This window comes from Delftia sp. UME58 (genome assembly GCF_014170385.1).
Taxonomy (GTDB): Bacteria; Pseudomonadota; Gammaproteobacteria; order Burkholderiales; family Burkholderiaceae_C; genus Comamonas; species Comamonas acidovorans.
In genome coordinates this window covers 25,365-50,308 of record NZ_LZZV01000080.1, presented here as the reverse complement: position 1 = coordinate 50,308, position 24,944 = coordinate 25,365, and the positions used below count along the sequence as shown (strand labels likewise).

Annotated in this window: 20 protein-coding genes; 7 read left to right on the top strand and 13 right to left on the bottom strand. The window is 67.0% G+C overall.

Annotation, left to right across the window (positions count from 1 at the left end; all coding sequences use genetic code 11):
* Nucleotides 1-484 (bottom strand): flavodoxin family protein (locus tag A9976_RS19900; RefSeq protein ID WP_183020438.1); only part of this gene is annotated, 484 nt, incomplete at its 3' end.
* Between the two features lie 55 nt (nt 485-539).
* On the bottom strand, nt 540-1,511 hold the full coding sequence (locus A9976_RS19895) for a LysR family transcriptional regulator (RefSeq protein WP_183020437.1): 972 nt from the start codon (nt 1,509-1,511) through the stop codon (nt 540-542).
* 99 nt (nt 1,512-1,610) lie between these two features.
* On the opposite strand from A9976_RS19895, the gene A9976_RS19890 reads away from it, so the two are divergent.
* A complete protein-coding gene (locus A9976_RS19890; protein ID WP_310889401.1) occupies nt 1,611-3,161 on the top strand; it encodes an MFS transporter in 1,551 nt (516 codons plus the stop codon).
* A gap of 13 nt (nt 3,162-3,174) precedes the next feature.
* Here A9976_RS19890 and A9976_RS19885 read toward each other — a convergent pair whose 3' ends face one another.
* From A9976_RS19885 to A9976_RS19870, 4 genes are all read right to left on the bottom strand, one after another.
* On the bottom strand, nt 3,175-5,520 hold the full coding sequence (locus A9976_RS19885) for a TonB-dependent receptor (protein WP_310889400.1): 2,346 nt from the start codon (nt 5,518-5,520) through the stop codon (nt 3,175-3,177).
* Between the two features lie 186 nt (nt 5,521-5,706).
* Complete coding sequence (locus tag A9976_RS19880; protein WP_183020434.1) at nt 5,707-7,041, bottom strand: sigma-70 family RNA polymerase sigma factor; 1,335 nt, start codon at nt 7,039-7,041, stop codon at nt 5,707-5,709.
* Between the two features lie 44 nt (nt 7,042-7,085).
* Nucleotides 7,086-8,444, bottom strand: a complete 1,359-nt coding sequence (locus A9976_RS19875) for a HAMP domain-containing sensor histidine kinase (RefSeq protein ID WP_183020433.1) — start codon at nt 8,442-8,444, stop codon at nt 7,086-7,088.
* A complete protein-coding gene (locus A9976_RS19870; protein ID WP_183020432.1) occupies nt 8,425-9,123 on the bottom strand; it encodes a response regulator transcription factor in 699 nt (232 codons plus the stop codon). The genes A9976_RS19875 and A9976_RS19870 overlap by 20 nt, the downstream gene beginning before the upstream one ends.
* Before the next feature lie 277 nt (nt 9,124-9,400).
* Here A9976_RS19870 and A9976_RS19865 point away from each other — a divergent pair, with 277 nt between their 5' ends.
* Nucleotides 9,401-11,413 carry a TonB-dependent receptor domain-containing protein gene (locus A9976_RS19865; protein ID WP_183020431.1) on the top strand — a complete coding sequence of 671 codons (2,013 nt, stop codon included), beginning with the start codon at nt 9,401-9,403 and terminating at the stop codon, nt 11,411-11,413.
* 69 nt (nt 11,414-11,482) lie between these two features.
* On the opposite strand, the gene A9976_RS19860 is transcribed toward A9976_RS19865, so the two are convergent.
* On the bottom strand, nt 11,483-11,872 hold the full coding sequence (locus A9976_RS19860; RefSeq protein ID WP_183020430.1) for a hypothetical protein: 390 nt from the start codon (nt 11,870-11,872) through the stop codon (nt 11,483-11,485).
* Nucleotides 11,873-12,033: 161 nt separating this feature from the next.
* Nucleotides 12,034-12,933 (bottom strand): LysR family transcriptional regulator, encoded by a 900-nt coding sequence (locus A9976_RS19855; RefSeq protein ID WP_183020429.1) that lies wholly within the window; start codon nt 12,931-12,933, stop codon nt 12,034-12,036.
* Between the two features lie 211 nt (nt 12,934-13,144).
* Between A9976_RS19855 and A9976_RS19850 the strand changes: the two genes are divergently transcribed.
* Nucleotides 13,145-13,756 carry a glutathione S-transferase family protein gene (locus A9976_RS19850; protein ID WP_183020428.1) on the top strand — a complete coding sequence of 204 codons (612 nt, stop codon included), beginning with the start codon at nt 13,145-13,147 and terminating at the stop codon, nt 13,754-13,756.
* A gap of 46 nt (nt 13,757-13,802) precedes the next feature.
* Nucleotides 13,803-15,878 (top strand): pyridoxamine 5'-phosphate oxidase family protein, encoded by a 2,076-nt coding sequence (locus tag A9976_RS19845; protein WP_183020427.1) that lies wholly within the window; start codon nt 13,803-13,805, stop codon nt 15,876-15,878.
* A gap of 85 nt (nt 15,879-15,963) precedes the next feature.
* Here the strand turns inward: A9976_RS19845 and A9976_RS19840 are convergent, their stop codons facing one another.
* Complete coding sequence (locus A9976_RS19840; RefSeq protein WP_183020426.1) at nt 15,964-16,995, bottom strand: AAA family ATPase; 1,032 nt, start codon at nt 16,993-16,995, stop codon at nt 15,964-15,966.
* Here A9976_RS19840 and A9976_RS19835 point away from each other — a divergent pair.
* The 3 genes from A9976_RS19835 (at nt 16,994) to A9976_RS19825 (ending at nt 18,728) form a co-directional block, all read left to right on the top strand.
* The gene (locus A9976_RS19835) at nt 16,994-17,848 is read left to right on the top strand and encodes a hypothetical protein (protein ID WP_259649254.1); all 855 of its coding nucleotides are present in this window, start codon (nt 16,994-16,996) and stop codon (nt 17,846-17,848) included. The two genes, A9976_RS19840 and A9976_RS19835, sit on opposite strands and share 2 nt — an antisense overlap.
* Before the next feature lie 14 nt (nt 17,849-17,862).
* Complete coding sequence (locus A9976_RS19830) at nt 17,863-18,096, top strand: hypothetical protein (RefSeq protein WP_183020425.1); 234 nt, start codon at nt 17,863-17,865, stop codon at nt 18,094-18,096.
* A 167-nt stretch (nt 18,097-18,263) separates the two neighbouring features.
* On the top strand, nt 18,264-18,728 hold the full coding sequence (locus tag A9976_RS19825; RefSeq protein WP_183020424.1) for a GNAT family N-acetyltransferase: 465 nt from the start codon (nt 18,264-18,266) through the stop codon (nt 18,726-18,728).
* A gap of 69 nt (nt 18,729-18,797) precedes the next feature.
* Here the strand turns inward: A9976_RS19825 and A9976_RS19820 are convergent, their stop codons facing one another.
* The 4 genes from A9976_RS19820 to A9976_RS19805 all read right to left on the bottom strand — a co-directional run bounded on the left by A9976_RS19820 (nt 18,798) and on the right by A9976_RS19805 (nt 24,943).
* Nucleotides 18,798-20,642 carry an acyl-CoA dehydrogenase gene (locus A9976_RS19820; RefSeq protein WP_183020423.1) on the bottom strand — a complete coding sequence of 615 codons (1,845 nt, stop codon included), beginning with the start codon at nt 20,640-20,642 and terminating at the stop codon, nt 18,798-18,800.
* 108 nt (nt 20,643-20,750) lie between these two features.
* A complete protein-coding gene (locus A9976_RS19815) occupies nt 20,751-21,926 on the bottom strand; it encodes an acetyl-CoA C-acyltransferase (RefSeq protein WP_183020422.1) in 1,176 nt (391 codons plus the stop codon).
* A gap of 59 nt (nt 21,927-21,985) precedes the next feature.
* Nucleotides 21,986-24,085, bottom strand: coding sequence for a 3-hydroxyacyl-CoA dehydrogenase NAD-binding domain-containing protein (locus A9976_RS19810; protein ID WP_183020421.1), 2,100 nt, complete (start codon nt 24,083-24,085; stop codon nt 21,986-21,988).
* 150 nt (nt 24,086-24,235) lie between these two features.
* Nucleotides 24,236-24,943 carry an ABC transporter ATP-binding protein gene (locus A9976_RS19805; RefSeq protein ID WP_183020420.1) on the bottom strand — a complete coding sequence of 236 codons (708 nt, stop codon included), beginning with the start codon at nt 24,941-24,943 and terminating at the stop codon, nt 24,236-24,238.
* Nucleotide 24,944: the final 1 nt, after the last annotated feature.

Here is a 24,944-nt window from a genome sequence, read left to right as displayed (position 1 = left end):
GCCCCGCCCCCATCGCCTCCCCCAGCGCCCTGCACTGTTCCAGCTCAGTTGCGGCAATCCGCTTGGGTGCCAGTATGGCTTCAGTGGTCTGGGCGTGGGTGCAGATGATCAGGGGCTCGGCCACGGGCTTGAGGCGCCAGCCGGTGGCGATGCGGGCGATCTGGCGGGCGGCGTTCTGGCCGTCGCTGCCCGCGCAGATGAGGCTGGCATAGGGCCGGCCGTTGAGGTGATCCAGCGCCGCGTAGTAGCTGCGGTCGAAGAAGTCCTTGAGCTGTCCGCTGATGGCGGCCAGGTTTTCCGGGGTGGCGAAGAGGTAGCCGTCGGCGGACAGCACATCGTCGGGGCCGGCCTCGGAGGCGTGCAGCAGGCGCACCTGCACGCCCTGGCCTTCGGCCGCTGCGCCGTCGCGCGCGGCCTCGGCCATCTGGCGGGTGCCGCCGGTCATGGAGTGGTAGACGATCAGCAGGGTCTTGCTTGCGTTCATGCCGCGAGCATAGACCGATGGTGGGAGAACCGGGCCGCTCCCGCAACGGTACGGCTCAGGTAACCCCCCTGCCGGCCCCATCCGTCAGTGACGCCACGGAAGGCCTGATCCATTGCGGATCATCGAGCTGCCGTTGAATGCAGTCGCGCAACCATTGATGCGCGGGATCCGCCTGATGGCGCGGATGCCAGGCCATGCGCATGGGCTGCACCTGCACGTCGATGGGCAAGGCAAACACCACCAGTCCCAGCGATGCGGCCATGCCATGCGCCGTGCGTGTCGGCACGCAGGCCACCAGGTCGGTGCGGGAGGCCGCAATCAGTGCCGAGAACGAACTGGGCACCAGCAGCGCCAGTTGCCGCTGCAGGCCCAGCGCCTGCAGGGCAACATCCACGGGCGAGCTTTCACCCGGGCGCTGGGTGATGCCGACGTGGCGCGCGGCGGCGAACTGCGCGGCGCTCGGCCGTTGCGACTTTCTGGCGGACTTCAACAGGGGATGGCCGGCGCGCACGACGCCCACCAAGGTCTGCTCCGATATCACCAGGCTCTCGGTTTCCGGGTCCATGCTGCGAAAGCTGCCCACATCCAGGTCGATGCGGCCTTCGCGCAGGGCCCCCGGGTCGGCATGGGTTTCGGGCAGGAACTGCAGGCTGGCCAGCGGCATTTCCGCCTCCAGGGCACGCGAGAGGCTGGCACCGAAGACAACGGCAATGCCTTCGGGCGCCCGCACCACGAAGCGGCGGCGCAGGCCCGCCAGTCCTCCCGCATCGACAGGGTCCTGCAGCGCCCGCGCCTGGGCCAGCAGCGCGCGCACCGGCTCCGCCAGGGCCAGGGCGCGCGGCGTGGGCACCAGGCTGCGGCCCGCACGCACCAGGATGGGATCGCCAAACGCCTCCCTGATGCGTGCCAGCGTATGGCTCATGGCGGGAGTGCTCAGGTGCATGCGCCCGGCCGCCTGCGTCACGCTGCCGGTGCTGAGCAAGGCATCCAGTGCAATCAGCAGGTTGAGGTCGTATGTGTTCGCCATGCGAAATCATACGTTCAATACATTGCACTGTACAAAACCCATACCGCTCCCGACACTGGCGGCCGTTGCCTCAACCCAAGCCCTCGCCGCTGCACGCCCATGACACCCATGACGCCCATGCCCACAACCTCGCTGACTTCCCCGCCCGGTCGGCGGAACCTGCCCCGGCTTTGCTTCGCCATGCTCGTGCTGACGCTCGTCCTCGCGGCCCTGGACCAGACCATTCTTTCGACGGCCCTGCCCGTGATGGCCCGCGAACTGCCGGGCCATTGGCCGCTGGCCTGGGTGTTCTCGGCCTATCTGCTGGCGGCCACCGTGGTGATTGCGCTGTACGGCCGGCTGGCCGATGTGCTGGGCAGAAAGCCCATGCTGCTGCTGGCCATCGGCCTGTTCCTGGCCGGCTCCCTGGCCTGTGGCGCCAGCCATGACCTGCAGCAGCTGGTGCTGGCGCGTGCCCTGCAGGGCGCAGGCGGCGGCGGACTCATGACGCTGACGATGCTGACCCTTGCCGACCTGTTTGCACCTGAACAACGGGCCCGCTACCAGGGCCTGCTTGGCGCCGCCTATGGCGTATCGACCATGATCGGCCCGCTGCTGGGCGGGGCGCTGGTGGAGCATCTGTCCTGGCACTGGGCGTTCTGGCTGAATGTGCCGCTCGCAGGGCTGGCCTGGGGGGTGCTGGCATGGGCACTGCCTGCCAGGGCGGCTGCGCCGGAGGCTGCCGCCGAGCCCCGGCCCCGCCAGCGCATCGACTGGCTGGGTGCCGTGTTGCTGGCCGCAGCCCTGGTCAGCCTGCTGCTGGCCACCCAGCACAGCCACCTGAATCTGCCAGAGCAGCTGTCGCTGTGGGTGCTGCTGGCCCTGGGCGCCAAGTTCGCCCTGGCATTCTTCGTGCGCCAGCGCCGCGCCGCCCATCCGCTGCTGCCCCTGTCGCTGTTTGCCCACCCGGCCTACGCGGCGGTCAGTTTCCTGGCCCTGTCCACGGGCGTTGCGCTGTATGCGGCCGTTGTCTTCCTTCCGCAGTATCTGCAGATCGGCCTGCACCTGTCGCCTACCGGTTCCGCCTGGCACCTGGCGCCACTGATGGCCGGCATCACCACAGGGGCCATTGGCAGCGGCCGGCGCCTGCGCGCCCAGACGCCAGCCGCGTCGCTCGCCCGGGTGGCCTGCGTGCTGATGCTGCTGTCGTTCGGGCTGATCACCGCGGCCTTGCACTGGCTGCCGCAGGCGCCGCTGGCCCTTTCCGCAGGACTGCTGCCGCTGGGCCTGGGATTGGGGCTGATGTTTCCCATCATCACCGTGGTGGCGCAGCGTGTGTCGCCGGCCCGGCACCTGGGCATTGCCACGGCGGCACCCGTCATGCTGCGCAGCCTGGGCGGCGCCGCCGGCGTGGCCTTGCTAGCAGCCCTGCTCACCCATTTGATGAAACAGGAGCTGGCTGCGGCCAGCCCCCTGGCAGCACAGGCCGATGCCGTCACCGCCGCGCTGGGCCACGGGCTGCAGGCCATCTTCGGCTGCGCGGCGCTGGCGGTTCTGGCGGCGTTGGCTGCCTGCCGATGGCTGCCGGTGCGCAAGGCCGCAGCGCGTGACGGCCAGGGAACCCCTGCGGCGCAAAGCGCCGCCATTCGCCGAGGTGCGGAAGGCGCCTAGGCCGCCCGGTGCCTCAGAAGTCCACCGAAGCCGACACCACGAAGGTGCGCGGAATCATCGGCGAGACGGCGCCCCAGGACGTGACACCGGCCCAGGCCTTGCGGTCGGCCACGTTCTGCACCGTGGCGCGCAGCGTGGTCTTGCGGCCTGCGATGCGGGTGGCATAGCGCAGGCCCAGGTCGGTGCGTGTCCAGCCCGGGATGCGCAGGCGGTTGGCCTGGTCCACGAACTGGGCACCGGTGTAGGCCAGGTCGCCGACCAGGGTCAGGCCCTCAAGGGCGGGCACATCCCACTCCACGCCCAGGTTGGCCAGCAGGCGCGAGGTGCCTATGGGCCGGTTGCCCACCAGCGCAGGCGTGGCCGAGCGCGTGATCTCGGGCTTGAGCCAGGTCACGCCACCGAGCAGGCGCAGGCCGCGCGCGGCCTCGCCGTAGGCATACAGCTCCATGCCCAGGTTGCGCTGCTCGCCGTTGGTCTTGTAGACGCCCTGGTCCAGGCCGCCGCTGGGTTTTTCAATGCTGAACAGGGCGGCCGTGGCCATGAAGCTGCCGAAGTCGTACTTGCTGCCCACTTCGTACTGGCGGCTCTTGTAGGGGCGCAGCACCTCGCCGTAGTTGCTGGCCGCGGGCGGCGCGATATCGCCCTTGCTCAGGCCTTCGATGTAGTTGGCGTAGAGGCTCCAGTTGGGCGCCTGGCGCCAGACCACGCCCACGGCCGGCGTGGTCACGCTCTCGTCGTAGACATTGGCGGTGCCGCCCGTGAGCACGTTGTAGTTGGTGGACTTGATGGCCTGGTGGCGCAGGCCCAGCGACAGTTGCAGCCTGTCCTGCAGCAGCGAGAGCGTGTCCACCAGGGCCAGGCTGGTGTTGCGGTTGTCATGGATGCGCGGAATGGCCGAAGGCCGCGCAATGCTCTGCGGCGCATGGGCAATGGGCGCATAGATGTTGGACGCCACGGTAGAGCCCGCCTGCAGCGCGCGATGAAAATCCTCGCGGTAGCTGGCCAGCTGCAGCGTGACCGAATGCTTGACACCGGCCAGCGCAAAGCGCGAGCGCAGGCCCGCGTCGATGGTGCTGCGATCCACGTCGAACACCGCGTAGGTGGGCGTGATGCTGGTGGCGCCCGCAGCACTGGTCAGGCGCGGGGCCGAGTCATAGATGCGGTCCACATCGGCGCGCGACTGGCCGATGTTGGCGAACAGCGTGAGCTGCTGCGTGAGGTCCAGTTCGGTGCGCAGCAGCACGGCGCGCTCGCGGTTCTTGGACCATTCCCAGGGCTGGGTCACGTTGCGCCGGCCATCCGGCGCAGCAGGCATGGAGGTGAGCCCCGTGGGCATGATGGGCCGGCCCACGCCGTCGATGCGCTCGTCCTGCGAGAGCAGGTCCAGCGTGGCACGGAAGCGCTCCACCTCGTAGTCCAGCGCCACGGCCAGCACATGGCCGTCGGTGCTTTGATGGTCCATGGACGTATCGCCGCCGTACTTGCTGGCGTTCACGCGGATGCCGTACTGGGCCTCGTCGCCAAAGCGCCGGCCCACGTCGGCATGGGCACGCCAGAGGCTGTCCGAAGTCCAGCCCGTGGTCAGCCGCGCCACGTCTTCATTGGCGCGCTTGGGAGCGATGTTGATCACCCCGCCCACCGAGCCGTTGGGCGACATGCCGAACAGCAGCGCGCCCGGGCCCTTGACCACCTCGATGCGGTCCACGTACTCGGTGCGCACGCGGTAGTTGGGGGCAATGCCGTAGATGCCGTCAAAGGCGATCTCGCCCGAGTTGCCTTCCCAGATCGGAAAGCCCCGGATGTAGAGGTTGTCCACGTTGCCGCCCGGCAGCACGGTATAGCGCACGGAAGGGTCGCGGTTCACCGCCTCGGCAATGGTGCCGGCCTGCTGGTTGCGCACGGCCTCGGACGTGTAGCTGGTGGTGCTGAACGGCGCCTGCATGTTGCCGGTATTGCCCAGCACGCCCAGGCGCACGCCCTTGGCCACCTGCCCGCCGGCGTAGGGTGCGGGCAGCAGGCTCACATACTGGTCGCCGGCCGTGACGGTGATCTCGGACAGGCGGTGCGCGTTCTCCGGCAGGTTGTCGGGCGCATGGGCCGCAGCGGGAAGCAGGGTCAGCGTGCCGCCCTCGATGCGCCCCTGCAGGCCGCTGCCCTGCAGCAATGCCGCCAGGCCCTGGCGCACATCGTGGCTGCCGTTGAGCGCCGGGGCCTGCCGGCCCTGCACCAGTTCGGAGGAGTAGGTGAGCTGCAGCCCCGCCTGGCGCGCGAACTGGCTCAGCGCCTGGGCCAGCGGCTGGGCCGGCACGTCGAAGGACACCGATTGCGCGGCGGCCAACTGCAGTTGCAGGCCCAGCACCAGGCCTGCACATGCATGAAAAACCGCTGTGCGGCGGAGACGGAGACGGAGGCGGAATCGGGAGGACTTGGGAGCGGACATAAGGACTTTCTGGAAGACAGGCTCATTGCGAATCGCCGGCACAGGCAGGGCGCCCGGCCTTTCATATGCAAATACGAGTCACTCCCAAAAACCCTGAAAAAAACCTCACGGCTCCGCGCGCCCGCCGCGCCGCGCAATCCGCAGGCCGCCGTCGTCCAGCACGCTGACCTGCACCGGCGCGAACTGCGGCAGCCCGCGCAGCCAGCGCTCGGCCTGGGCAATGCGCACATGGCCGCTGATGGCCAGTTGCGCCGCGCCCTCCTCCACCACCAGGCGGCGCCGCGTGTAGCGGCCCAGCCGGTGCACGACGCGGCCCAGCGGTTCCTGCTCGAAGACCAGTTCGCCCTCGCGCCAGGCCGCGGGCCGTTGCTGGGGCTGCGGCTGCCAGGCAGCGCCGTCGGTATCTCCTGCCCCGCCATCCAGGGGAATGCGCAGCGACTGGCTGTGCTGCAGCAACTGGCTGCGTCCGGTGGCCGCATGCTCCACCCGCACCTGGCCCGACTCCACCTGCACGCGCACCGCATCGGGCTCCAGTTCCACGCCAAAGCGCGTGCCCAGCACGGTCACGCGCAAGGGGCCGGCCTCCACCACAAAGGGCCGCGCCGCATCGCGCGCCACAGCAAAGAAGGCGGCGCCTTCCAGCAGCCGTGCCTGTCGCAGGTCGGCACGGTAGGTCAGTGCCACGCGGCTGGCGGCGTCCACACGCAGCACGCTGCCATCGGGCAGTTCCAGGCTGCGCTGCACGCCCGTGGTGCTGGCCAGTTCACCTTGCCACAGCACGCGGCGGCTCCACATCTGCCAGGCGGGCCAGGCCGCGCTGGCCATGCCGGCCACGCCCAGCAGTGCGCCAAGGGCACGCCGCCGCCGCTTTCTGGAAGAGGCCTGCAAGCCCGCCTCCACCCCGCCGCGCCAACGCAGCAAGGCGGCTTCCAGGCAGGCATCGGCCTGCATCAGGTCACGCTCCACGGTGTTCAGGGAGACCTGCAGGCGCCGGGCGATGTCGGCCTGCCGCTCGCCATGCAGGCGGTGGGCCAGCAAGGCGGCCTGCATGCGCTGGGGCAGGCCGGCAATCGTGCGCTCCACCACGGCCAGTGCCTGGCGGTACATGGCGCGGTCGGCCACATCGCCTTCGGCCTCGGGCTGCAATTGCGCCCAGTCGTCCATGCAGCGCTGCTGCGCGCCACGCTGGCGCAGCCGGTCTATCGCCAGGTGCTTGGCCGTGGCAAACAGGTAGGCCCGCGCGGCTTCGAGCGTGGGCGAGCTGCCATCGGGCAGCTGCGGCGGCGCATCGGCCAGGCGCAGCCAGGTTTCCTGGGCCAGTTCCTGCGCCTCGTCGCGGCTGCCGGTCTTGCCGGCCAGATAGGACACCAGCTGCTGCTGGCAGGCACAGAAAAGCTGGTGCCAGCGCGCAGCGGTCCAGGAAGCGGAAGGGGTGGGCATGGCCGGGGGGAGGTGGGGAATCGACAACGAGAATGACTATCATTCTAGTTTTGTTTGCCAATGGCCCCTGGCGCAACAGCCCCATGCGATGCACTCTTGAAGCACAGTTCCAGTTCGCAATGGGGACTGCCCAGAAAGCGGATGTCCCCGCCTGCATTGCGCAATATCTTGCGGGTGATGGCCAGTCCCAGGCCGGCGCCCCTGCTGCCAGGCCGCGCCTTGCTGAAGCGGGTGAACATGGCTTCCTGGCGGTCGGGCGGAACGCCATGCCCCTGGTCGGCCACCGTCAGGCGGATCACGTCACCTTCAACCGCCGTCATGGCCACCAAGACATCTCCCTGGCCATGGTGAAAGGCGTTCTCGAGCACATTGGAGATGGCGGTGTGCAGCAGGCTTGCGTCGCCCTGGCAGTGCACGCCATCGATGAGGTCCACCTCCATGCGGCGCGAGCCGGCCTCGAACAACGGCAGCATTGCGGCGATGGCCTCCCTCACCAGCCGCGTGAGATGCGTGGACGCTGCGGCGCGAGCAGCCTCGCCAGCGCCCAGGTCCTGCTCCTGGCGCGCCAGCAGCAACAGCTGCTCGGCCACGCGGCGCAGGTAGCGCACATCGCCGTCCACGGCCTGCCAATCGGGGCTGGGGTCCGTGCGCGCCTTTTGCAGGCGCAGGTCCAGCACGGTCAGGGGCGTGCGCAGTTCATGCGCCGCGTCGGCGACCAGGCGCTTCTCGTTGGCCAGCGACTGCGCCAGATCCTCCAGTGCGCGGTTGACGGCTTCGGCCAGCGGCAGCAGTTCGCGCGGCAGCCGGGCGGTCGGAATGGGCTGGACCTGGCCTGGCTTCATACCCTGCACAAAACGTGCGGCCTGCTGCACGGGCCTGAGCGTCCAGCGCATCATCCAGTAGATGAGCAGCAGCGCCAGCAGGCCTACAGGCACCAGCATGACCAGGCTTTGCAGCAGCTTGGCGTGCAGCAGATCGCCAATGGCCTGGCGCTCCAGCACATCGCGCTTGGCCACCATCAGGGTGGCTCCATCGGCCAGCGGTGCGGCCACGTTGACAACCTGGCCGCTGTAGATGGGCAGCCGCAACAGCGGCGCCCGCGCATCGTCCGGCGGCAGGCGCAGGCGGCGCGGGGATTGGAGGTTGTCGGAGAACCAGAGCACCCTCCCCTCGGGCGAATACAGCGTGTACGACAGCTCGCCGCCCGCATGGCTTTTGGGCAGGCGGGCCGGATCGCTTTGCATGGTGAAGCCTTCGGCGATCTCCCGCGCCTGGATCACCATCGCCACGCGGCGCAGCTGGTCGCGCGTGTCGTACAGCGACAGCGACAGTGCTCCGGCGCCAGCCGCAAAGGCCAGCGCCAGCCCCAACAGCACGCGCCGCTCAAGACTGGTGCTCTTCATGCGCGGCAGCGGGCAAGACCATGCGGTAGCCCACGCCACGCACGGTATCTATCAGCACATTGGCGCCGCCGTCGCGCAGCTTGCGGCGCAGGCGCGAGATCAGCGCCTCCACGGCATTCAGGGTCACGCTCTCGCGCGAGGCGTACAGGTGCTCTTCCATGCGTTCCTTGACCACGATGCGGGGCCACACGCGCAGCATCTCCTCCAGCAGCATGGCCTCGCGCCGGAGCAGATCGATGTGCCTGCCATCCACGGTCGCATGGCGGGAATCGGTTTCAAAGGCCAGATTGCCCAGGCTCAGCCGAGGCTCGCGGCCGCCCTGGGCACGGCGCAGCACGGCGCGTACGCGCGCTTGCAGCTCGGAGATGTCAAAGGGCTTGAGCACATAGTCATCGGCGCCGCAATTGAGCCCGGCCAGGCGGCTTTCCAGCGCGTCGCGTGCCGTGAGGATGATGCAGGGGGTTCTGCGGCGGCGGTCATCGCAGCGGGCCAGCACCTGCATGCCATCCATGTCGGGCAGCCCCAGGTCCAGGATCAGGGCCTCATAGTCGGCGACGGCAAGCGCGTCCAGCGCCTGCCGTCCGGTGGCGGCCACATCCACCGCGAACCCCATGCGCTCCAGATGGGCCTGCAACAGCGCTCGCAAATCTTGGTGGTCTTCAACAACGAGCAGCTTCATCGGTCAGACGTTGATCAGGAATGTCGGATACAAATACGAATCAGACGTATTTTAAATTTGAAAGCTGCAAGGCCAGCGCCATGACGCCGCAAGATCCAGAACCTGCGCCCCCCGCAAGCCCTGAGCCGGCTTAGCCAGCCGCCTGCAGCGCAGCCCCCGCCTGGCCGTTGCCCGGGCGAGGGCGCCCCACCCCACCCCATCACCCGCACCGCCTGCCCGGCGGCGCGTGCCGTCGTGTACGGACAACCCCATTTTCAATAGCGACCGGAGCCAACCAGTGATCGACTCTTTCCTGCAGCCGGCCAGGGCCTGCCCCCCTGCCCACCCGCTCACCCTCATCGGCAAAGGCCTAGCCTGTCTGCTGACCGGCAGCACCGTGCTGCTGGCCCATGCACAGCAGGCGGCCGGCGAAGGCAAGCTGTCCGAAGTGGTGGTGACCGCCACAGGCTTCGAGCAATCGCTGGCCGACGCGCCTGCCTCCATCACCGTGGTGACAGCCAAGGAGCTGGAAGGCAAGCGCTACCGCGACGTGACCGATGCCCTGCTCGACATTCCAGGCGTCACCATCGAGGGCGGTGCGGGCGGCAAGATCGAATCCACGCAGATCTATATCCGCGGCCTGGGCGAGGACTACACCCTGTTCCTGGTGGACGGCAAGCCCCTGGGCAGCTCCTCCCAGGCCTACTACAACGGCTTCGGCGGCGCGCAGCAGACAAGTTGGCTGCCACCCATGTCGGCCATCGAACGCATCGAGGTCATTCGCGGCCCCATGTCGTCGCTGTACGGATCCAGCGCGCTGGGCGGGGTGATCAACATCATCACCAAGAAGGTGTCCACGCAATGGACCGGCAGCGTCACCATGGACGGAACGATGCAGGAAAACCCACAGGCCGGCAGCGAGGGCCAGCAGCGCTTCTACCTCAGCGGCCCGCTGGTACAGGACCGGCTGGGCCTGACGCTGTACGGCTCGCGCTTCAAGCGCCATGAGGACCGGTTCACCGGCGGCTACGCCGCCCGCGAGAACCGCGACATCACCGCCAAGCTGGCCTGGAAACTCACCGGCAACCAGACCCTGGGCCTGCAGGCCACGCGCGGCACCGGGGACAACGAGCGCACGGCCCGCACGGGCGCCGCAGGCTCGGTGCAGAACGAACGCAACTACTACGCGCTGACGCATGACATCGAATGGGGCTCGCGCATCCGCACCAGCTCCTTCATCACGCGGGAGAACGTGCAGATAACCAATGGCGCCTACCAGTCCGAATACCGGGCCACCTACCTGCAGTCCAAGACCGTCGTGCCGCTGGACCGGCACATGGTCTCGTTCGGTGCCGAGTACAAGAACGAAGAGACTGCGCATGACGGCAGCCGCTTTCCGGGATCGCGCAACATCAACCTCGAACGCTGGCAGATGGCCCTGTTTGCCGAGGACGAATACTTCCTGACCGACCGCTTCTCCGTCGTGGGCGGCATACGCTACGACCGCAACCAGCACTACGGCAGCGAATGGATTCCGCGCCTGTACGGCATCTACCGCCTGAGCAGTGCACTGACCCTCAAGGGCGGCATCAGCGGCGGCTACAAGGCACCCACCCTCAAGCAGGCCGACGACAACATCGTGGAAATCGCTGCGCGTGGCGCGGCCTGGGACATGGGCAACAAAAACCTCAAGCCCGAGAAAAGCACCAACTACGAAATCGGCCTGAACTGGACGCCCGCGCAGGACGTGAACGCCAGCATCACCGCCTACCAAACCGACTTCAAGGACAAGATCAGCACGCAGACCATCTGCACCAGCCCCACCTCCGCCCCCGCCTGCGAATACAACGGCGAAGTGCGCTCGCGCATCAACCAGTACGTCAACGTCAGCTCGGCCACTATCAAGGGACTGGAGCTGGCCTACGGCATGCCCATCGCCCTGCCGCTGGGCCGGGGTCGGTTCAACACCTCGTACACCTTCACCTCCAGCGACGTGGCCAGCGGACCGGACGCCGGCAGGCCCCTCAACAACCTGCCCCGCCACATGCTCAATCTGGGCGCGGACTGGAACATCACGGGCCAGATCAAGCTCTGGGGCAAGGCCCGTTACAAGAGCAGGAGCATAGACGGCGGCACGGCCCAGCTACCCGCCTACACCCTGGTGGACATAGGCGCCAGCTACCAGGCAACGCCCAACATCCAGCTGTTCACAGGCCTGTACAACCTGCTGGACAAGACCGTGAACCTCGCCGACTACGGCAAGACGCTGGATGGACGGCGCTTGTATTTGGGGGTGACGGCGCAGTTTTGAGGGTAGCGGCATAGAAGACCGAGCGATTTCATCGCATCAGGTGGAGAAAGCTACGGGCACGAGCATTAATCAGTCCCAGACACTGGGAACGTGCAGGGTCTCGGCCTTTCTCGCCCTGGGAACCGGAATATATTTGGACAAGGCATCTTTTTCGCGCCGGACTTCATTGCAGGTGATTTCAGCGCTGCGGAAGATGCGCTTTCCCTGCGGACCACCGCTGGAGAAGGGCCTCACTTCAATGCGCACGCTTACGGTCTCAGGCAAAGGAGACCCGTTTGCCGCTTCAGCGCCGCATAGCAGGTTCAGTTTTCTCTGAGCACTGCTGTGAGATGAGTGACGAGAACTCTTGGTGGGATTACCCTGGGCATCGAATCCAAGAACATTCCAGTCCAAAACCGGTTCAGCACGAACAAGGCATGCGCTGCCCGCCACTAAAACAAAAGCAACAAGGGATTTCATGGATCCATCGAGAAATTGCACCGACTCTTAACGCCCATTCATCAATGGTCATTGAATGAAAGTGCCTGCCTGTAGAAAGATGACTAGCCGTCCGGATTATGCAGTGACTTCAATAGGCGGACTTGCCGGCAGTATGCCGAGGAAAACCCGGCCCGGGCCCGCTACCACCTCGACGCGGCCTCCCGCAGCGCATCCACCGCCATGTCGATGAAGGCCCGCACGCGATGCGCGGCATGGCGCCCTTCCCTGTGCACCACATGAATCGGTAGCGGTGGCCGCTCGAAGGGCTCCAGCACCAGGCGCAGTGCGCCGTCCTGCACGGGTTTGGCGATCTGGTAGAGCGGCAGGCGCGTGATGCCTTGCCCGGCCAGGGCGCAGTCCGCCGCAGCCTCGTTGGTCATGGACATGAGGCGCGGCTGCAGGCGCACGGCCAGGGCCTTGTCGCCTTCGAGAAACCGCCATTCGGGCGTGGAGGTGAGGCCGGATGCGGTGATGGTGGTGTGCTGCGCTAGCTCCTCGGGCCGCTGGGGCACGCCGTGGCTGGCCAGGTATGCGGGCGAGGCGCACAGCACCTGCCGCACGCTGCCCACGCGGATCGCCTGCAGCGAGGAGTCGGGCAGCTCGCCTATGCGCACGGCCACGTCCACGCCCTCGTCCACCAGGCTGACCACGCGGTCCACAAACCAGCAGTTGACGTCCACCTCGGCAAACCGGCCCAGGTAGTCGTGCACCACAGGCAGCACGTGCATGCGCCCGAAGTTGACCGGCGCCGTGAGCGTGAGCCGGCCGCGTGGTGCGGCATGGGCGCTGGCGGCATGCTCGTCGGCCTCTTCCAGCTCGGCCAGGATGCGGCGGCAGCTGTCGGCATAGGCCGTGCCGGCCTCGGTCACGCGCACGAAGCGCGTGGTGCGCGTGAGCAGGCGCACGCCCAGGCGCTCCTCCAGGTCGGAGACGGCCCGCGTCACCACCGAGGGCGAGACCTTGAGCCGACGTGCGGCCGAGGCGAAGCCGCCCGTGTCCACCACTGCGAGAAATGCCGTCATGGACTGGAAGCGATCCATCTGTGCCTGCCTTGTCTGTGTCGTATGTCTGCCCGGCTGCGGGCGGCCCGCGCAGGACTGCCCAGGTTTGCCCAGGTTTGCGCCGGCGCTTTGTTCGCATTCCCGCAAGAGTGACTTGCCATCGCCGGGGATTCTAAAGATGCGGGCAGGGAAGGAGGATACGTTCCGTGGCGCCGAAAACCGGCGCCTTCACCAACCCCAAGGAACCGCAATGAAGCTCTACCACTTTCCCCTGTCCGGCCACGCCCACCGCGCCCGCCTCTTCCTCGGCCTGCTGGGCGTGGAGCATGAGCTGGTCCATGTGGACCTGGCCAACGGCGCGCAGAAGAAGCCCGAATTCCTGGCGCTGAACCCGCTGGGCCAGGTGCCGGTGCTGGACGACGATGGCACGGTGATTGCCGACTCCAACGCCATCCTGGTCTACCTGGCGCGCAAGCTGGACCGCCAGGACTGGATGCCCCTGGGCGCACAGGCCGAGGCCGAGATCCAGAAATGGCTGAGCATCGCCGCAGGCCCCATTGCCTTCGGCCCGGCGGCGGCCCGGCTGGTCACGGTGTTCAAGGCGCCCTTCCAGGCCGAGGAAGTGATAGCCCGCGCCCACGCCATCCTCGGCAAGATCGAGGCGCAACTGGCCACCCGCCCCTTCCTCACCGGCGCCACGCCAACGATTGCCGACGTGGCCCTGTACAGCTACATCGCCAGCGCGCCCGAGGGCAATGTGGACCTGCAACCCTACCGCGAAGTGCGCGCCTGGCTGGGCCGCATCGAGGCGCTGCCCGGCTTTGTGGCCTTTGCCCGGACACCGGCCGGCCTGCGGGCCTGAGTGCCTGAGCCACACCTCCCCTGAAACCCCGGCAAAGGAGCGCACCATGCACCCGCAACCCCTGCAAAACCCCGCATCGCCCTGGCATGCGGGCGAACTGGCCATCCAGCAAAGCGTTGGCGTCGTGGGCCGCATGGACATGCCGGGCCGCAAGTTCCTGCGCCCCTTTCTGCTGGACCAGCACCGCGAGTTCTATCCACTGCTGCATTTCGTGGTGCTGGGCAGCGTGGATGCGCAAGGCGACGCCTGGGCCACGGTACGGGCCGGCGAGCCGGGCTTCCTGCGCTCTCCCGATCCATCGACCCTGCGTGTGGCGGCAGGCCGCGATGCGGCCGACCCGGCCGAGCCGGGCCTGGCCGACGGCCATGCCGTGGGCCTGCTGGGCATGGACCCCCTGACGCGCCGGCGCAACCGGCTCAACGGCTCGGTGCGGCGCAGGGCAGGCGCCGATGGGGCGGGCGCCTTCGACATCGGCGTGGTCCAGAGCTTCGGCAACTGCCCGCGCTATATCCAGAACCGCAGCGTCCGGTTTGTCCGGCCTGCCGGGGAGCCTACGCAGGTGCCGGCGGTCGAACTGGCATCGCTGGACCCGCGCGCACAGGCCCTGATTACGCAGGCGGATACGTTCTACGTGGCGTCCTACGTTGATGGGGAGGATGGCCTGCGCCAGGTCGATGTCTCCCACCGTGGCGGCAAGCCGGGCTTTGTGCGGATCGACGCCGATGGAACGCTGACCATCCCCGACTTCTCGGGCAACCTGTTCTTCATGACCCTGGGCAACTTCCTGGTCAATCCCAAGGCGGGCCTGCTGTTCATCGACTCCGGAACCGGGGAGATGCTGCAAATGACAGGCGAGGCCAGCGTCATCCTCGACTCCCCGGAGATCGCGGCCTTCGAGGGCGCCGAGCGGCTGTGGACCTTCAAGCCCCGCCGCATCGTGCGCCGGCCCGACGCCCTGCCGCTGCGCTGGAGCATGGCGGCCGACGGCTGGTCGCCCCACCTGCAGATGACCGGAAGCTGGGCCGATGCCGGCCAGCGCCTGGCCGCCGCCCGGCTGGGGCAGCAGTGGCGGCCGTTCCGGGTGGCGCAGGCCGTGGACGAGAGTTCCACCATCCGCTCGCTCTACCTGGAGCCTGCCGATGGCATGGCCACGGTGCCACCCCTGGCCGGCCAGCACCTGCCGCTGCGCCTCACGCTGGCGGACGGCAGCCATCTGCAGCGCATTTATACGCTGTCGCTGGCGCCTTCGGACGGGCGCTTGCGCATCAGCGTCAAGAGGCAAGGCCGCGCATCCAGCCACCTGCATGGCCTGAAGCCCGGCGATCTGGTCGAGGCCCGCCCGCCCGCCGGCAGCTTCACCGTCGATGCCGCCCTGCGCCGCCCCGCCGTGCTGCTGGCCGCAGGCATAGGCATCACGCCCTTGCTGGCCATGCTGCGCCACATCGTCCACGAAGGCCTGCGCACCCGCAGCCTGCGGCCCACCTGGCTGTTCCAGGCGGCTCGCACGCGCAGCGAACGGGCCTTTGACGCGGAAATCGCAGAACTGCTGAAGGCAGGCAATGGCGATCTGCACTGGATCCGCACGCTCAGCCAGCCTCGCGCGGCGATGGCCGGCCGCGACTACGACCATGAGGGCCACATCGACATGGCCCTGCTGAAAGCCACCCTGCCCTGGGACGACTACGACTTCTACCTCTGCGGCCCGGACGCCTTCATGCAGGCCACCTATGACGGCCTGCGCGAACGCAATGTGCCCGACGAGCGCATCCACGCAGAAGCCTTCGGTCCCTCGGCCCTGAAGCGCTCCATGGCCGGTGCGGCCCCCGCCGCCGAACTGCCTGCACCCGCCACACAGCCTGTCCGCATCCTCTTTGCCGACTCGGCCAAGGAAGCGCGCTGGAAGCCCGGCGACGGCAGCCTGCTCGAAGTGGCCGAGGCCCGGGGGCTGGAGCCCGCCTTCGGCTGCCGGGGCGGCAGCTGCGGCGACTGCCGCGCTCGCGTGCTGGAAGGCGGCGTGACCTATGCATCCCCACCCTCCTTCGCCGTGCCGGCGGGCGAGGCCCTGATCTGCTGTGCGGTGCCTGCGCAGGGGACGGGGGAGGCTTTGCATCTGGCGTTGTGAGGAGCCTGTCACTGCGCGCTTTCCACATCAGGGCATACCGACGGCAAAGACACATCAGCGATTGCTGCCCAATGCTTGGCTGCATCTAGCTTTCTATCTGAACGAGTATCGATTCATCAAGCTCTATGACTTCAAACAGGCCCTGCCCCCGCTCATAGACCTCCCCTGACAGGAACCGAACCACTTTCTGGCCGATGTGCATGCACATCTCCACGACAAAGCCATCTGCATCCCGGCGCATGTCTTTTATCCGCACAAGACCCAAGGGCAACTCAGCCAGCAGTCGGTCACGGTAACCAATGGATGCAGGCACGCCGGGACCCGACTCAGACGCCTCTGGAGTCACAAGGTACAGGCCGTGAAAACCGCTGCCATCGTCGATACGGGAAAGCATTGACCAGACACGTCCGTCCACCAGTTGGATCCAAATCTCGATGAACTGGAGATAGGGCACCTGCGGATGGCTCCAGACTGCTTCGCCAGGTACCCAGTGCTGCCGACCTGATTCATCCATATCCCAGCGGCCGCCTTCGGCCAACGCCATCTCGCAAGCTCGCCAGCCCACAATCACCTGCTGGTCGAGATCCTGAAGGGACGGGAACTGGCGCGGCCCCATGGGCTGGATGGAGCTCCCGGGGGCCGGCTCGGTGTCATCGATATGGACTACCGCGAACCCTTCCTGCTCACTCGGCGGCTCGAACATGGCAAACACGCTGCGAATGGCCTGCTCCGGCACTTGGTGATCGGCTCGCCGCTGCGTATTCCTCCGCAAGGCGGTCTGCAAATCGGCTTTGAGCCAAATACAGACTACCGGCACCCCATGTGATCTGGCGATCTGAATGGAACGCTCACGATGCACCGCCTTCGGAAGGGCTGCATCAAAGAACACCGCATCACCGCCCAACGCTACGGCGTTCCGTTGAATCCAGCTGCTCTTGCCTGCAGCTTGCACCCCGACCACCACATAGAGCTTGGTCGCGGGCGAGCTGGCAGACAGTGCTTTGTCCAAGTCCCGGTACGCCAACTCCCATGCGGCAGCACTGCGTTCCGGGGTGAACAGGCGACCTTGTTCGGTTTCCAGATAGTGGTCTGGATTGATGTGCTTTGTGGTTTCCATGAATGGCCAAGGCTTTATGGAGGAGCAATGTAACTGTGCGCCGCACCAAACGGTCACCAGACAAACGGCGTTGCCAAGACCATTGGCCTTCATCGATACACTCGCTGCAATTCCGGCGCCGACCATCTACACCGCAATTCCCAAGCCCCTACCCATGAAACTCGCCGTCCACCTGCTTCGCCTGCCGTCCTTGGTTCTTGCCTGCCACATCGGCATAGCCAGTGCACAGCAAACCACACCAGCGCCAGGCACCTATGTCCGCAAAGGCGGGGGCGGCGATCTGGTGGTGCAGGCTGGCGGCAAGTTCCACATCCAGACCGTGGGCGCCAATGGTCATACCTGCGAATTGGAAGGCACCATCACCAACGGCCGGGCCAGGATGGCGAATTCGGCCTGCGCCGTGGACTTCACGCCTGCCGGTCAGCGTGTCGGCATCGACACGGCCACCGCCGATGCATGCCGGGACTTCTGCGGCATGCGGGCCTGGTTCGGTGGCGATTACCTTCGGCCCACACCCGGCTGCACGGACAAGGCCATTGCCGCATCGCGCAGAAACTTCAAGCGCGCGTACGACGCCAAGGACTACCGCCTGGCGCTGACCACGCTGGCGCCGGTGCTGCAGGACTGCGATGAGGTGCTGACCGGCGTCGCCAAAGGCTGGCTGCGCAACGACCTGGCGCTGGCGCAGCTTCGCTCGGGCGATGCAGCCGCCTGCCGCCAGACCCTGGCGCCGCTTGCCGAGGAAGCCGGCAGGACGGATCAGGAACTGCGCGAGGCCTATCCGCCCACCGATGCCGATGTGGTGCTGCCCATGCTCAAGGCAGCGCGCACCAATCTGCGTTTGTGCAGTTGAGCGGAGCCATCGCCATGAAAGATCCCGCATCGCCCACCGCAGGAATCTCCGGGCATTTCCGGCGTGAGGCGAAGTGGATGCTGTGGGTGCTTGGCGTGCTGCCCTTGGCGCTTGCCTTGCTGGCAGCGTGGCTGGCGCCGCTGATCCTGAATCATGCCGAGAAGGACAAATGCCTGACAGCTGGAGCACAGATCTCCAGGCAAACCGGCAGGTGCGAACGCCCTGAACAGGCGCCCCCGAAGGAGTGACTTGCGGGCTGTCCCGTTGCCCGCCTGGCCCACGACGATGCCCTGTGCTTGGGCGTGGTGCTCATGCTGTAGCGGATCGGCGGTGGCCCGGGCGTCTTGCCCTATCCTTGTGCGCTTTCATTCCAACTGAGCAGCGCCCTTGAACAGGGCTTGACCCCTTGCCACCCATGACCGATATACGCCCCGCCCGCTTTCCCGAAGACCTCGACGCCGTGGTCCGCATCTTCCGGGAATACGTGGCCAGTCCCACCGTGAGCCTGGACTTCCAGGACTTCGAGACCGAGTTCGCCGCCCTGCCCGGCAAGTACGCCGCACCCCAGGGCTGCGTGCTGCTGGCCTGGAAAGACGGCCAGCCCGTGGGCTGCGCCGCCCTGCGCCAAGTGGATGCGCAGACAGGCGAAATGAAGCGCGTCTACGTGCGCCCCACGGTACGCGGCGAGAACCTGGGTCGCCGCCTGGTGGAAGGCATCCTGGACGCTGCGCGCCACGCAGGCTACAGCCGCATCTGCCTGGACGTGCTGCCCGAGTTCCAGGCTGCGCAGCGGCTGTATGAAAACCTGGGTTTTGTGGATGCGGAACCGGTGAGCTTCAACCCTGTGCCGGGGACACGGTACCTGGCGCTGGATCTTTGACAAGCAAAAGGCGCAGGCCGCCAAGCCTGCGCCTTTTGCATCCTCCGGCAGCTGTTCTGCCGGCGTTCCTCAGAACGCCTCTTCACTCATCTGCGCGCAAGTCATGTCGCGCTCACGCACGACCTTGAGCCAGGCGCCGATCTTCGGCAGTTCGTAGCCAAAGAAGTAGCGCATGGCGGCCATGCGGCCAGCGTTGGCGGGAGCGGTCAGGCCCGGGTCTTTGTCCAGCACGGCCAGGGACACGTCCAGCCAGGTCCAGGCCAGTACCGTGTGGCCGAAGGCCTGCATGTAGGGCACGGCATTGGCCAGGGCCTGTTGCGGGTCGTCGGTGGCCCATGCGGCCTTGGTGGCGGCGCCGACTTCCTGCAGGGCCTTGGCCAGTTCATTGGCATGGCCGGCCAGCTCGGGCCGGGCCATGGCGCGCCCGATGGTGTCGTTGATGCGCGTGGCCAGCAGTTGCAGGCCCTTGCCGCCCTCCATGAGCACCTTGCGGCCCAGCAGGTCCATGGCCTGTATGCCGTGCGTGCCCTCATGGATCATGTTCAGGCGGTTGTCGCGCCAGTATTGCTCCACGGGGAAGTCGCGCGTGTAGCCGTAGCCGCCGTGGATCTGGATGGCCAGGGAGTTGGCCTCCAGGCAGAACTCGCTGGGCCAGCTTTTGGAGATGGGGGTCAGCACTTCCAGCAGCAGCCGGGCCTCGGCCACGGATTCGGGCGTGCCGGTGTGCTGCTCATCGACCAGGCGCGCGCAGAACAGGTTCAGCGCCAGCGCGCCTTCGCAATAGGACTTCTGCGCCAGCAGCATGCGCTTGACGTCGGCGTGCTCGATGATGCGCGACTGGGGGCGCGTGGCATCCTTGCCGGCTGCACCCGGCGCCCCCTTGATCGGCCGGCCCTGCGGGCGGCTCTGCGCGTACTCCAGGCTGGCGTGGTAGCCGGCCAGGCCCAGCATGGTGGCAGCCATGCCGATGGAGATGCGGGCCTCGTTCATCATGTGGAACATGCATTTGAGGCCCTCGCCGGGCTTGCCGACCAGGTAGCCCACGGCCCCGGCACCGCCACGCACGGGAAAGCGGCCTTCCCCGAAGTTCAGCAGCGTGTTGGTGGTGCCGCGCCAGCCCAGCTTGTGGTTGAGGCCGGCCAGGGCCACGTCGTTGCGCTCGCCGGTGAGTTGTCCTTCGGTATCCACGAGCTTCTTGGGCACGATGAACAGCGAGATGCCCCGCACGCCGGGCACGGGCTTGCCATCGGGGCCGGGGATCTTGGCCAGCACCAGATGGACGATGTTCTCGGTCAGCTCATGGTCGCCCGCGCTGATCCACATCTTGTTGCCCTTGAGGCGGTAGCGCGGACCCAGGGCGTCGCTCTCGAAGTCGGCACCATCAGGCTCGGCACGGGTGGCAATGTCGCTCAGCGAGGAGCCGGCCTGGGGTTCGGACAGGCACATGGTTCCGGCCCAGCGGCCATTGAATTCATTGGTGGCGAAGACCTGTTTTTGCATGTCCGTGCCGTGGGCCATGATGGCATTGGCATTGCCCGAGGTCAGCATGTTGGAGCCGATGCTGATGGAGGCCGCCGCGAAGAAGCTGTTGGCTGCTGCCTCCACGGTGTAGGGCAGCTGCATGCCGCCGATGTCGTAGTCCTGGGCGGCGCTGAGCATGCCCGAGTCGGCATAGGCCTGGCGCGCATCGTGGGTGCACCGGGGCAGGATGACTTTCTCGCCGTCGAACTGCGGCTCCTGCGTGTCCACGGTGCGGTTGAAGGGGGCGTATTTCTCGCGGGCGATGCGCTCGCAGGTGTCGAGCACGGCATCGAAGGTGTCGCGCGAATGGTCGGCAAAGCGCTCGCGCTCGCCCAGCGCATCGGCGCGCAGCCATTCATAGAGCAGGAAATCGATGGTGGAACGCAGGCGCATGGTGATGTCCGGAATCAAAAAAGAAGCCGCAGGCGCCGCCAGAGGGAGCGCGTGCGGCCAACAGGAGTAACGGGAACAGGCGGTGGCGGCCGCAGCCGCCACCTGCACTTACAGCACTTCGAACACGCCGGCGGCACCCATGCCGCCGCCGATGCACATGGTCACGCAGACACGCTTGGCACCGCGGCGCTTGCCTTCGATCAGGGCGTGGCCCGTCAGGCGCTGGCCCGACACGCCATAGGGATGGCCCAGGGCGATGGCGCCACCGTTGACATTGAGGCGGTCGTTGGGAATGCCCAGCTTGTCGCGGCAGTACAGCACCTGCACGGCAAAGGCTTCATTGAGCTCCCACAGGTCGATGTCCTGCACCGTCAGGCCCAGCTTCTTGAGCACCTTAGGCACGGCGAAGACGGGGCCGATGCCCATTTCGTCGGGCTCGCAGCCGGCCACGGCAAAGCCCAGGAAGCGGCCAAGAGGCTTGAGGTTGTTGCGCGCGGCATAGTCCTCGCTGACCACCACGCAGGCGCCTGCGCCGTCGGAGAACTGGCTGGCATTGCCGGCCGAGATCACGCCGCCGGGCAGCGCGGGGCGGATGCCCGAGATGCCTTCCTTGGTCGTGCCCTCGCGCACGCCCTCGTCCTTGCTGCAGGTCACTTCCTTGGTGATCAGGCCGCGCACCTTGTCGGCCACGCCCATGGTCACGGTGATGGGCGCGATCTCGGCGTCCAGCAGGCCGGCGGCCTGGGCCGCGCAGGCCTTTTGCTGGCTGGCGGCGCCGTATTCGTCCATGGCGTCGCGGGCTATGCCGTAGCGCTTGGCGACCTGTTCGGCGGTCTGCAGCATGCTCCAGTAGATCTCGGGCTTTTGCTTGGCCAGGGCCAGGTCCTGGATCATGTGCAGGTTCATTTCCTGCTGCACGCAGGAGATGGACTCCACGCCGCCGGCCACGTAGACATCGCCCTCGCCCGCGATGATGCGCTGCGATGCGGTGGCAATGGTCTGCAGGCCCGAGGAGCAGAAGCGGTTGATGGTCATGCCCGATGCGGTGATGGGCAGGCCGGCCTTGAGCGCGATCTGGCGCGCGATGTTCATGCCGGTGGCGCCTTCGGGGTTGGCGCAGCCCATGATGACGTCATCGACGGCGGCGGGGTCGATGCCCGCGCGCTGCACGGCGTGCTGCACGGCATGGCCGCCCAGCGTGGCGCCATGGGTCATGTTGAAGGAGCCCTTCCAGCTTTTGGCCAGGGGCGTGCGGGCGGTGGAAACGATCACGGCGGATGTCATGGATATTCCTTGTATGGCGGGTTTGCGGTGGTTCGCAAGGAGTTCGTGCGCCGCACGTCTCAGCTGAATTGCTTGCCTTCGGCCGCCAGCTTCGCCAGCAACGGGGCCGGCTGCCAGAAATCGGCGTCGTCGTTGGGGTTCTTGGCGAAGCGGTTCATGGCCTGGACCACGTTGAACAGCCCGACCTCGCCCGCGTAGTGCATGGGGCCGCCGCGCCAGATGGGGAAGCCGTAGCCGGTGAGATACACCATGTCGATGTCGCCCGACTTGCCGGCGATGCCGTCTTCCAGGATGTGGGCGCCTTCGTTGACCAGGGCGAAGACCAGGCGCTGGACGATTTCCTCGTCGGAGATCTTGCGCGGGGTGATGCCCAGCTCCTTGCGGTGGGACTCGATCATCTGGTTGACCAGCTCGGACGGGATGGCATCGCGCTTGCCCGCCTGGTAGTCGTACCAGCCCGCACCGGTCTTCTGGCCGAAGCGGCCCAGCTCGCACAGCTTGTCGGCCGTGCGGCTGTACTTCATGTCGGCGCGCTCGACGGCACGGCGCTTGCGGATGGCCCAGCCGATGTCGTTACCGGCCAGGTCACCCATGCGGAACGGGCCCATGGCGAAGCCGAACTTCTCGATGGCCTTGTCCACCTGGGCGGGCGTGGCGCCTTCGTCCAGCAGGAAACCGGCCTGGCGCGAGTACTGCTCGATCATGCGGTTGCCGATGAAGCCGTCGCACACGCCCGAGACCACGGCGGTCTTCTTGATCTTCTTGGCCAGCTTCATCACGGTGGCCAGCACGTCCTTGGCGGTGTGCTTGCCGCGCACCACTTCCAGCAGCTTCATCACGTTGGCGGGGCTGAAGAAGTGCATGCCCACCACGTCCTGCGGGCGCTTGGTGAAGGCGGCGATCTTGTCCACGTCCAGCGTGGAGGTGTTGGAGGCCAGGATGGCGCCAGGCTTGGCAACCTCGTCCAGCTGCTTGAACACGGTTTCCTTGACGCCCAGCTCCTCGAACACCGCCTCGATGATGAGGTCGGCATTCTTGAGCGCGTCATACGACAGCGTGGTGCTCAGCAGGGCCATGCGCTGGTCGTACTTTTCCTGGGTGAGCTTGCCCTTCTTGACCTGGGCCTCGTAGTTCTTGCGGATGGTGGCCACGCCACGATCCAGCGCTTCCTGCTTGGTCTCCAGAATGGTCACGGGAACGCCCGCGTTCAGGAAGTTCATGGAGATGCCGCCGCCCATGGTGCCGGCACCGATGACGCCCACGGTCTTGATGTCGCGCACGGCCGTGTCCGAGGGCACGTCGGCGATCTTGGAGGCCGCGCGCTCGGCCATGAACAGGTGGCGCAGCGCGCGCGACTCGGGCGACCACATCAGCTGCATGAAGGCTTCGCGCTCCAGGGCCATGCCTTCGTCGAACTTCTTGCGCGCGGCGTTCTCCACCGTATCCACGCAGCGGGCCGGGGCCGGGTAGTTCTTGGCCATGCCCTTGACCATGTTGCGCGCGAACTGGAAGTAGGCGTCGCCCTGGGGATGCTTGCAGGGCAGGTCGCGCACGCGCGGCAGCGGGCGCTTGTCTGCCACTTCCAGCGCGAAGGCCTTGGCCTCGTCCAGCAGGGACTCGGGCGAGGCGGCCATCTTGTCGAACAGCTTCTGGCCGGGGATGGAGGCCAGCAGCTCGCTCTTGACGGGCTCGCCGCTGACGATCATGTTCAGCGCGGTCTCCACGCCCAGCACGCGCGGCAGGCGCTGCGTGCCGCCAGCACCGGGCAGCAGGCCCAGCTTGACTTCCGGCAGGGCCACCAGGGTGCCGGGGGCTGCCACGCGGTAGTTGCAGCCCAGCGCCAGCTCCAGCCCACCGCCCATGCAGACGGTGTGGATGGCCGCCACCACGGGCTTGCTGCCCTGGTCCAGGGAGTTGATCAGCGAGACCAGGTGCGGCTCGCGATACGCCTCTTCCTTGCCGAACTCGTTGATATCGGCGCCGCCCGAGAAGGCCTTGCCGGCACCCGTGATGACGATGGCCTTGACGGCCGGGTCGGAATAGGCCTTGTCCAGCCCCTCGACGATGCCGCGCCGCGTGGAAAGGCCCAGGCCGTTGACCGGCGGATTGTTCAAGGTGATGACGGCGATGGCACCGTCCACTTTGTATTCAGCAGTCATGCTGTTGTCCCCTATGCGATAGAAAAAGAACGATCGTGCGATTTTGATTGTAAAAAAAATGCGGGCCGGCGCCACTGCGGTTTGTCCCAGGCGGGACAAGCGCCGTGGTCCGGGCCGCCTGCCTGGCAGCATGCCCGGCCTTGTGTGGCATCAGACCTCCAGCCACTCCTTGCGTACTTTCTGATCGGCGCGCAGCCCGTCGGGCGTGCCGTCGAAGACGATGCGCCCGTGGCCCATGACCAGGGCCCGGTCCGAGATGCTCATGGCAATGGTGAGCTTTTGCTCGATCAGCAGCACGGACACGCCACGCTGCTTGATCTTTTGCAGGTACTCGCCCACCAGTTCCACGATCTTGGGTGCCAGGCCCTCGGTGGGCTCGTCGATGATGATCAGGTCGGGGTCGCCCATCAGCGTGCGGCACAGGGTCAGCATCTGCTGCTCGCCACCCGACATCACGCCGGCCTCGGTGTGCTGGCGCTCCTTCAGGCGGGGGAACATGGCGTACATGTCGTCAAAGCCCCAGCGGCTGCCGCCGCCCTTGCCCCGGTGCTTGGATTTTTGGCCCAGCAGCAGGTTCTGGTGCACGGTGAGGTTGGGGAACACGTCGCGGCTCTCGGGCACGTAGCCCAGGCCCAGGTGGGCGATCTCGTAGGCCTTGCGGCCGGTCAGGCTCTGGCCCTTCCAGTCCAGCGAGCCCTCCCAGTGCACCAGGCCCATGATGGCCTTGGCCGTGGTGGAGCGGCCCGAGCCGTTGCGCCCCAGCAGCGCGACGATCTCGCCGGGCTGTACGGAAAATTCCACGCCATGCAGCACATGGCTTTTGCCGTAATAGGCATGCAGGTTGTTGATGTTCAGCATC

Coding starts and splice junctions, on each gene's coding strand:
- A9976_RS19870 (WP_183020432.1), bottom strand. CDS start 9,123: ATGAAGCTGCTCGTTGTTGAAGACCACCAAGATTTGCGAGCGCTGTTG.
- A9976_RS19835 (WP_259649254.1), top strand. CDS start 16,994: ATGAATGGCCAAGGCTTTATGGAGGAGCAATGTAACTGTGCGCCGCAC.
- A9976_RS19840 (WP_183020426.1), bottom strand. CDS start 16,995: ATGGAAACCACAAAGCACATCAATCCAGACCACTATCTGGAAACCGAA.
- A9976_RS19820 (WP_183020423.1), bottom strand. CDS start 20,642: ATGCGCCTGCGTTCCACCATCGATTTCCTGCTCTATGAATGGCTGCGC.
- A9976_RS19875 (WP_183020433.1), bottom strand. CDS start 8,444: ATGAAGAGCACCAGTCTTGAGCGGCGCGTGCTGTTGGGGCTGGCGCTG.
- A9976_RS19890 (WP_310889401.1), top strand. CDS start 1,611: ATGACACCCATGACGCCCATGCCCACAACCTCGCTGACTTCCCCGCCC.
- A9976_RS19805 (WP_183020420.1), bottom strand. CDS start 24,943: ATGCTGAACATCAACAACCTGCATGCCTATTACGGCAAAAGCCATGTG.
- A9976_RS19815 (WP_183020422.1), bottom strand. CDS start 21,926: ATGACATCCGCCGTGATCGTTTCCACCGCCCGCACGCCCCTGGCCAAA.
- A9976_RS19860 (WP_183020430.1), bottom strand. CDS start 11,872: ATGAAATCCCTTGTTGCTTTTGTTTTAGTGGCGGGCAGCGCATGCCTT.
- A9976_RS19850 (WP_183020428.1), top strand. CDS start 13,145: ATGAAGCTCTACCACTTTCCCCTGTCCGGCCACGCCCACCGCGCCCGC.
- A9976_RS19895 (WP_183020437.1), bottom strand. CDS start 1,511: ATGGCGAACACATACGACCTCAACCTGCTGATTGCACTGGATGCCTTG.
- A9976_RS19845 (WP_183020427.1), top strand. CDS start 13,803: ATGCACCCGCAACCCCTGCAAAACCCCGCATCGCCCTGGCATGCGGGC.
- A9976_RS19880 (WP_183020434.1), bottom strand. CDS start 7,041: ATGCCCACCCCTTCCGCTTCCTGGACCGCTGCGCGCTGGCACCAGCTT.
- A9976_RS19830 (WP_183020425.1), top strand. CDS start 17,863: ATGAAAGATCCCGCATCGCCCACCGCAGGAATCTCCGGGCATTTCCGG.
- A9976_RS19855 (WP_183020429.1), bottom strand. CDS start 12,933: ATGGATCGCTTCCAGTCCATGACGGCATTTCTCGCAGTGGTGGACACG.
- A9976_RS19825 (WP_183020424.1), top strand. CDS start 18,264: ATGACCGATATACGCCCCGCCCGCTTTCCCGAAGACCTCGACGCCGTG.
- A9976_RS19810 (WP_183020421.1), bottom strand. CDS start 24,085: ATGACTGCTGAATACAAAGTGGACGGTGCCATCGCCGTCATCACCTTG.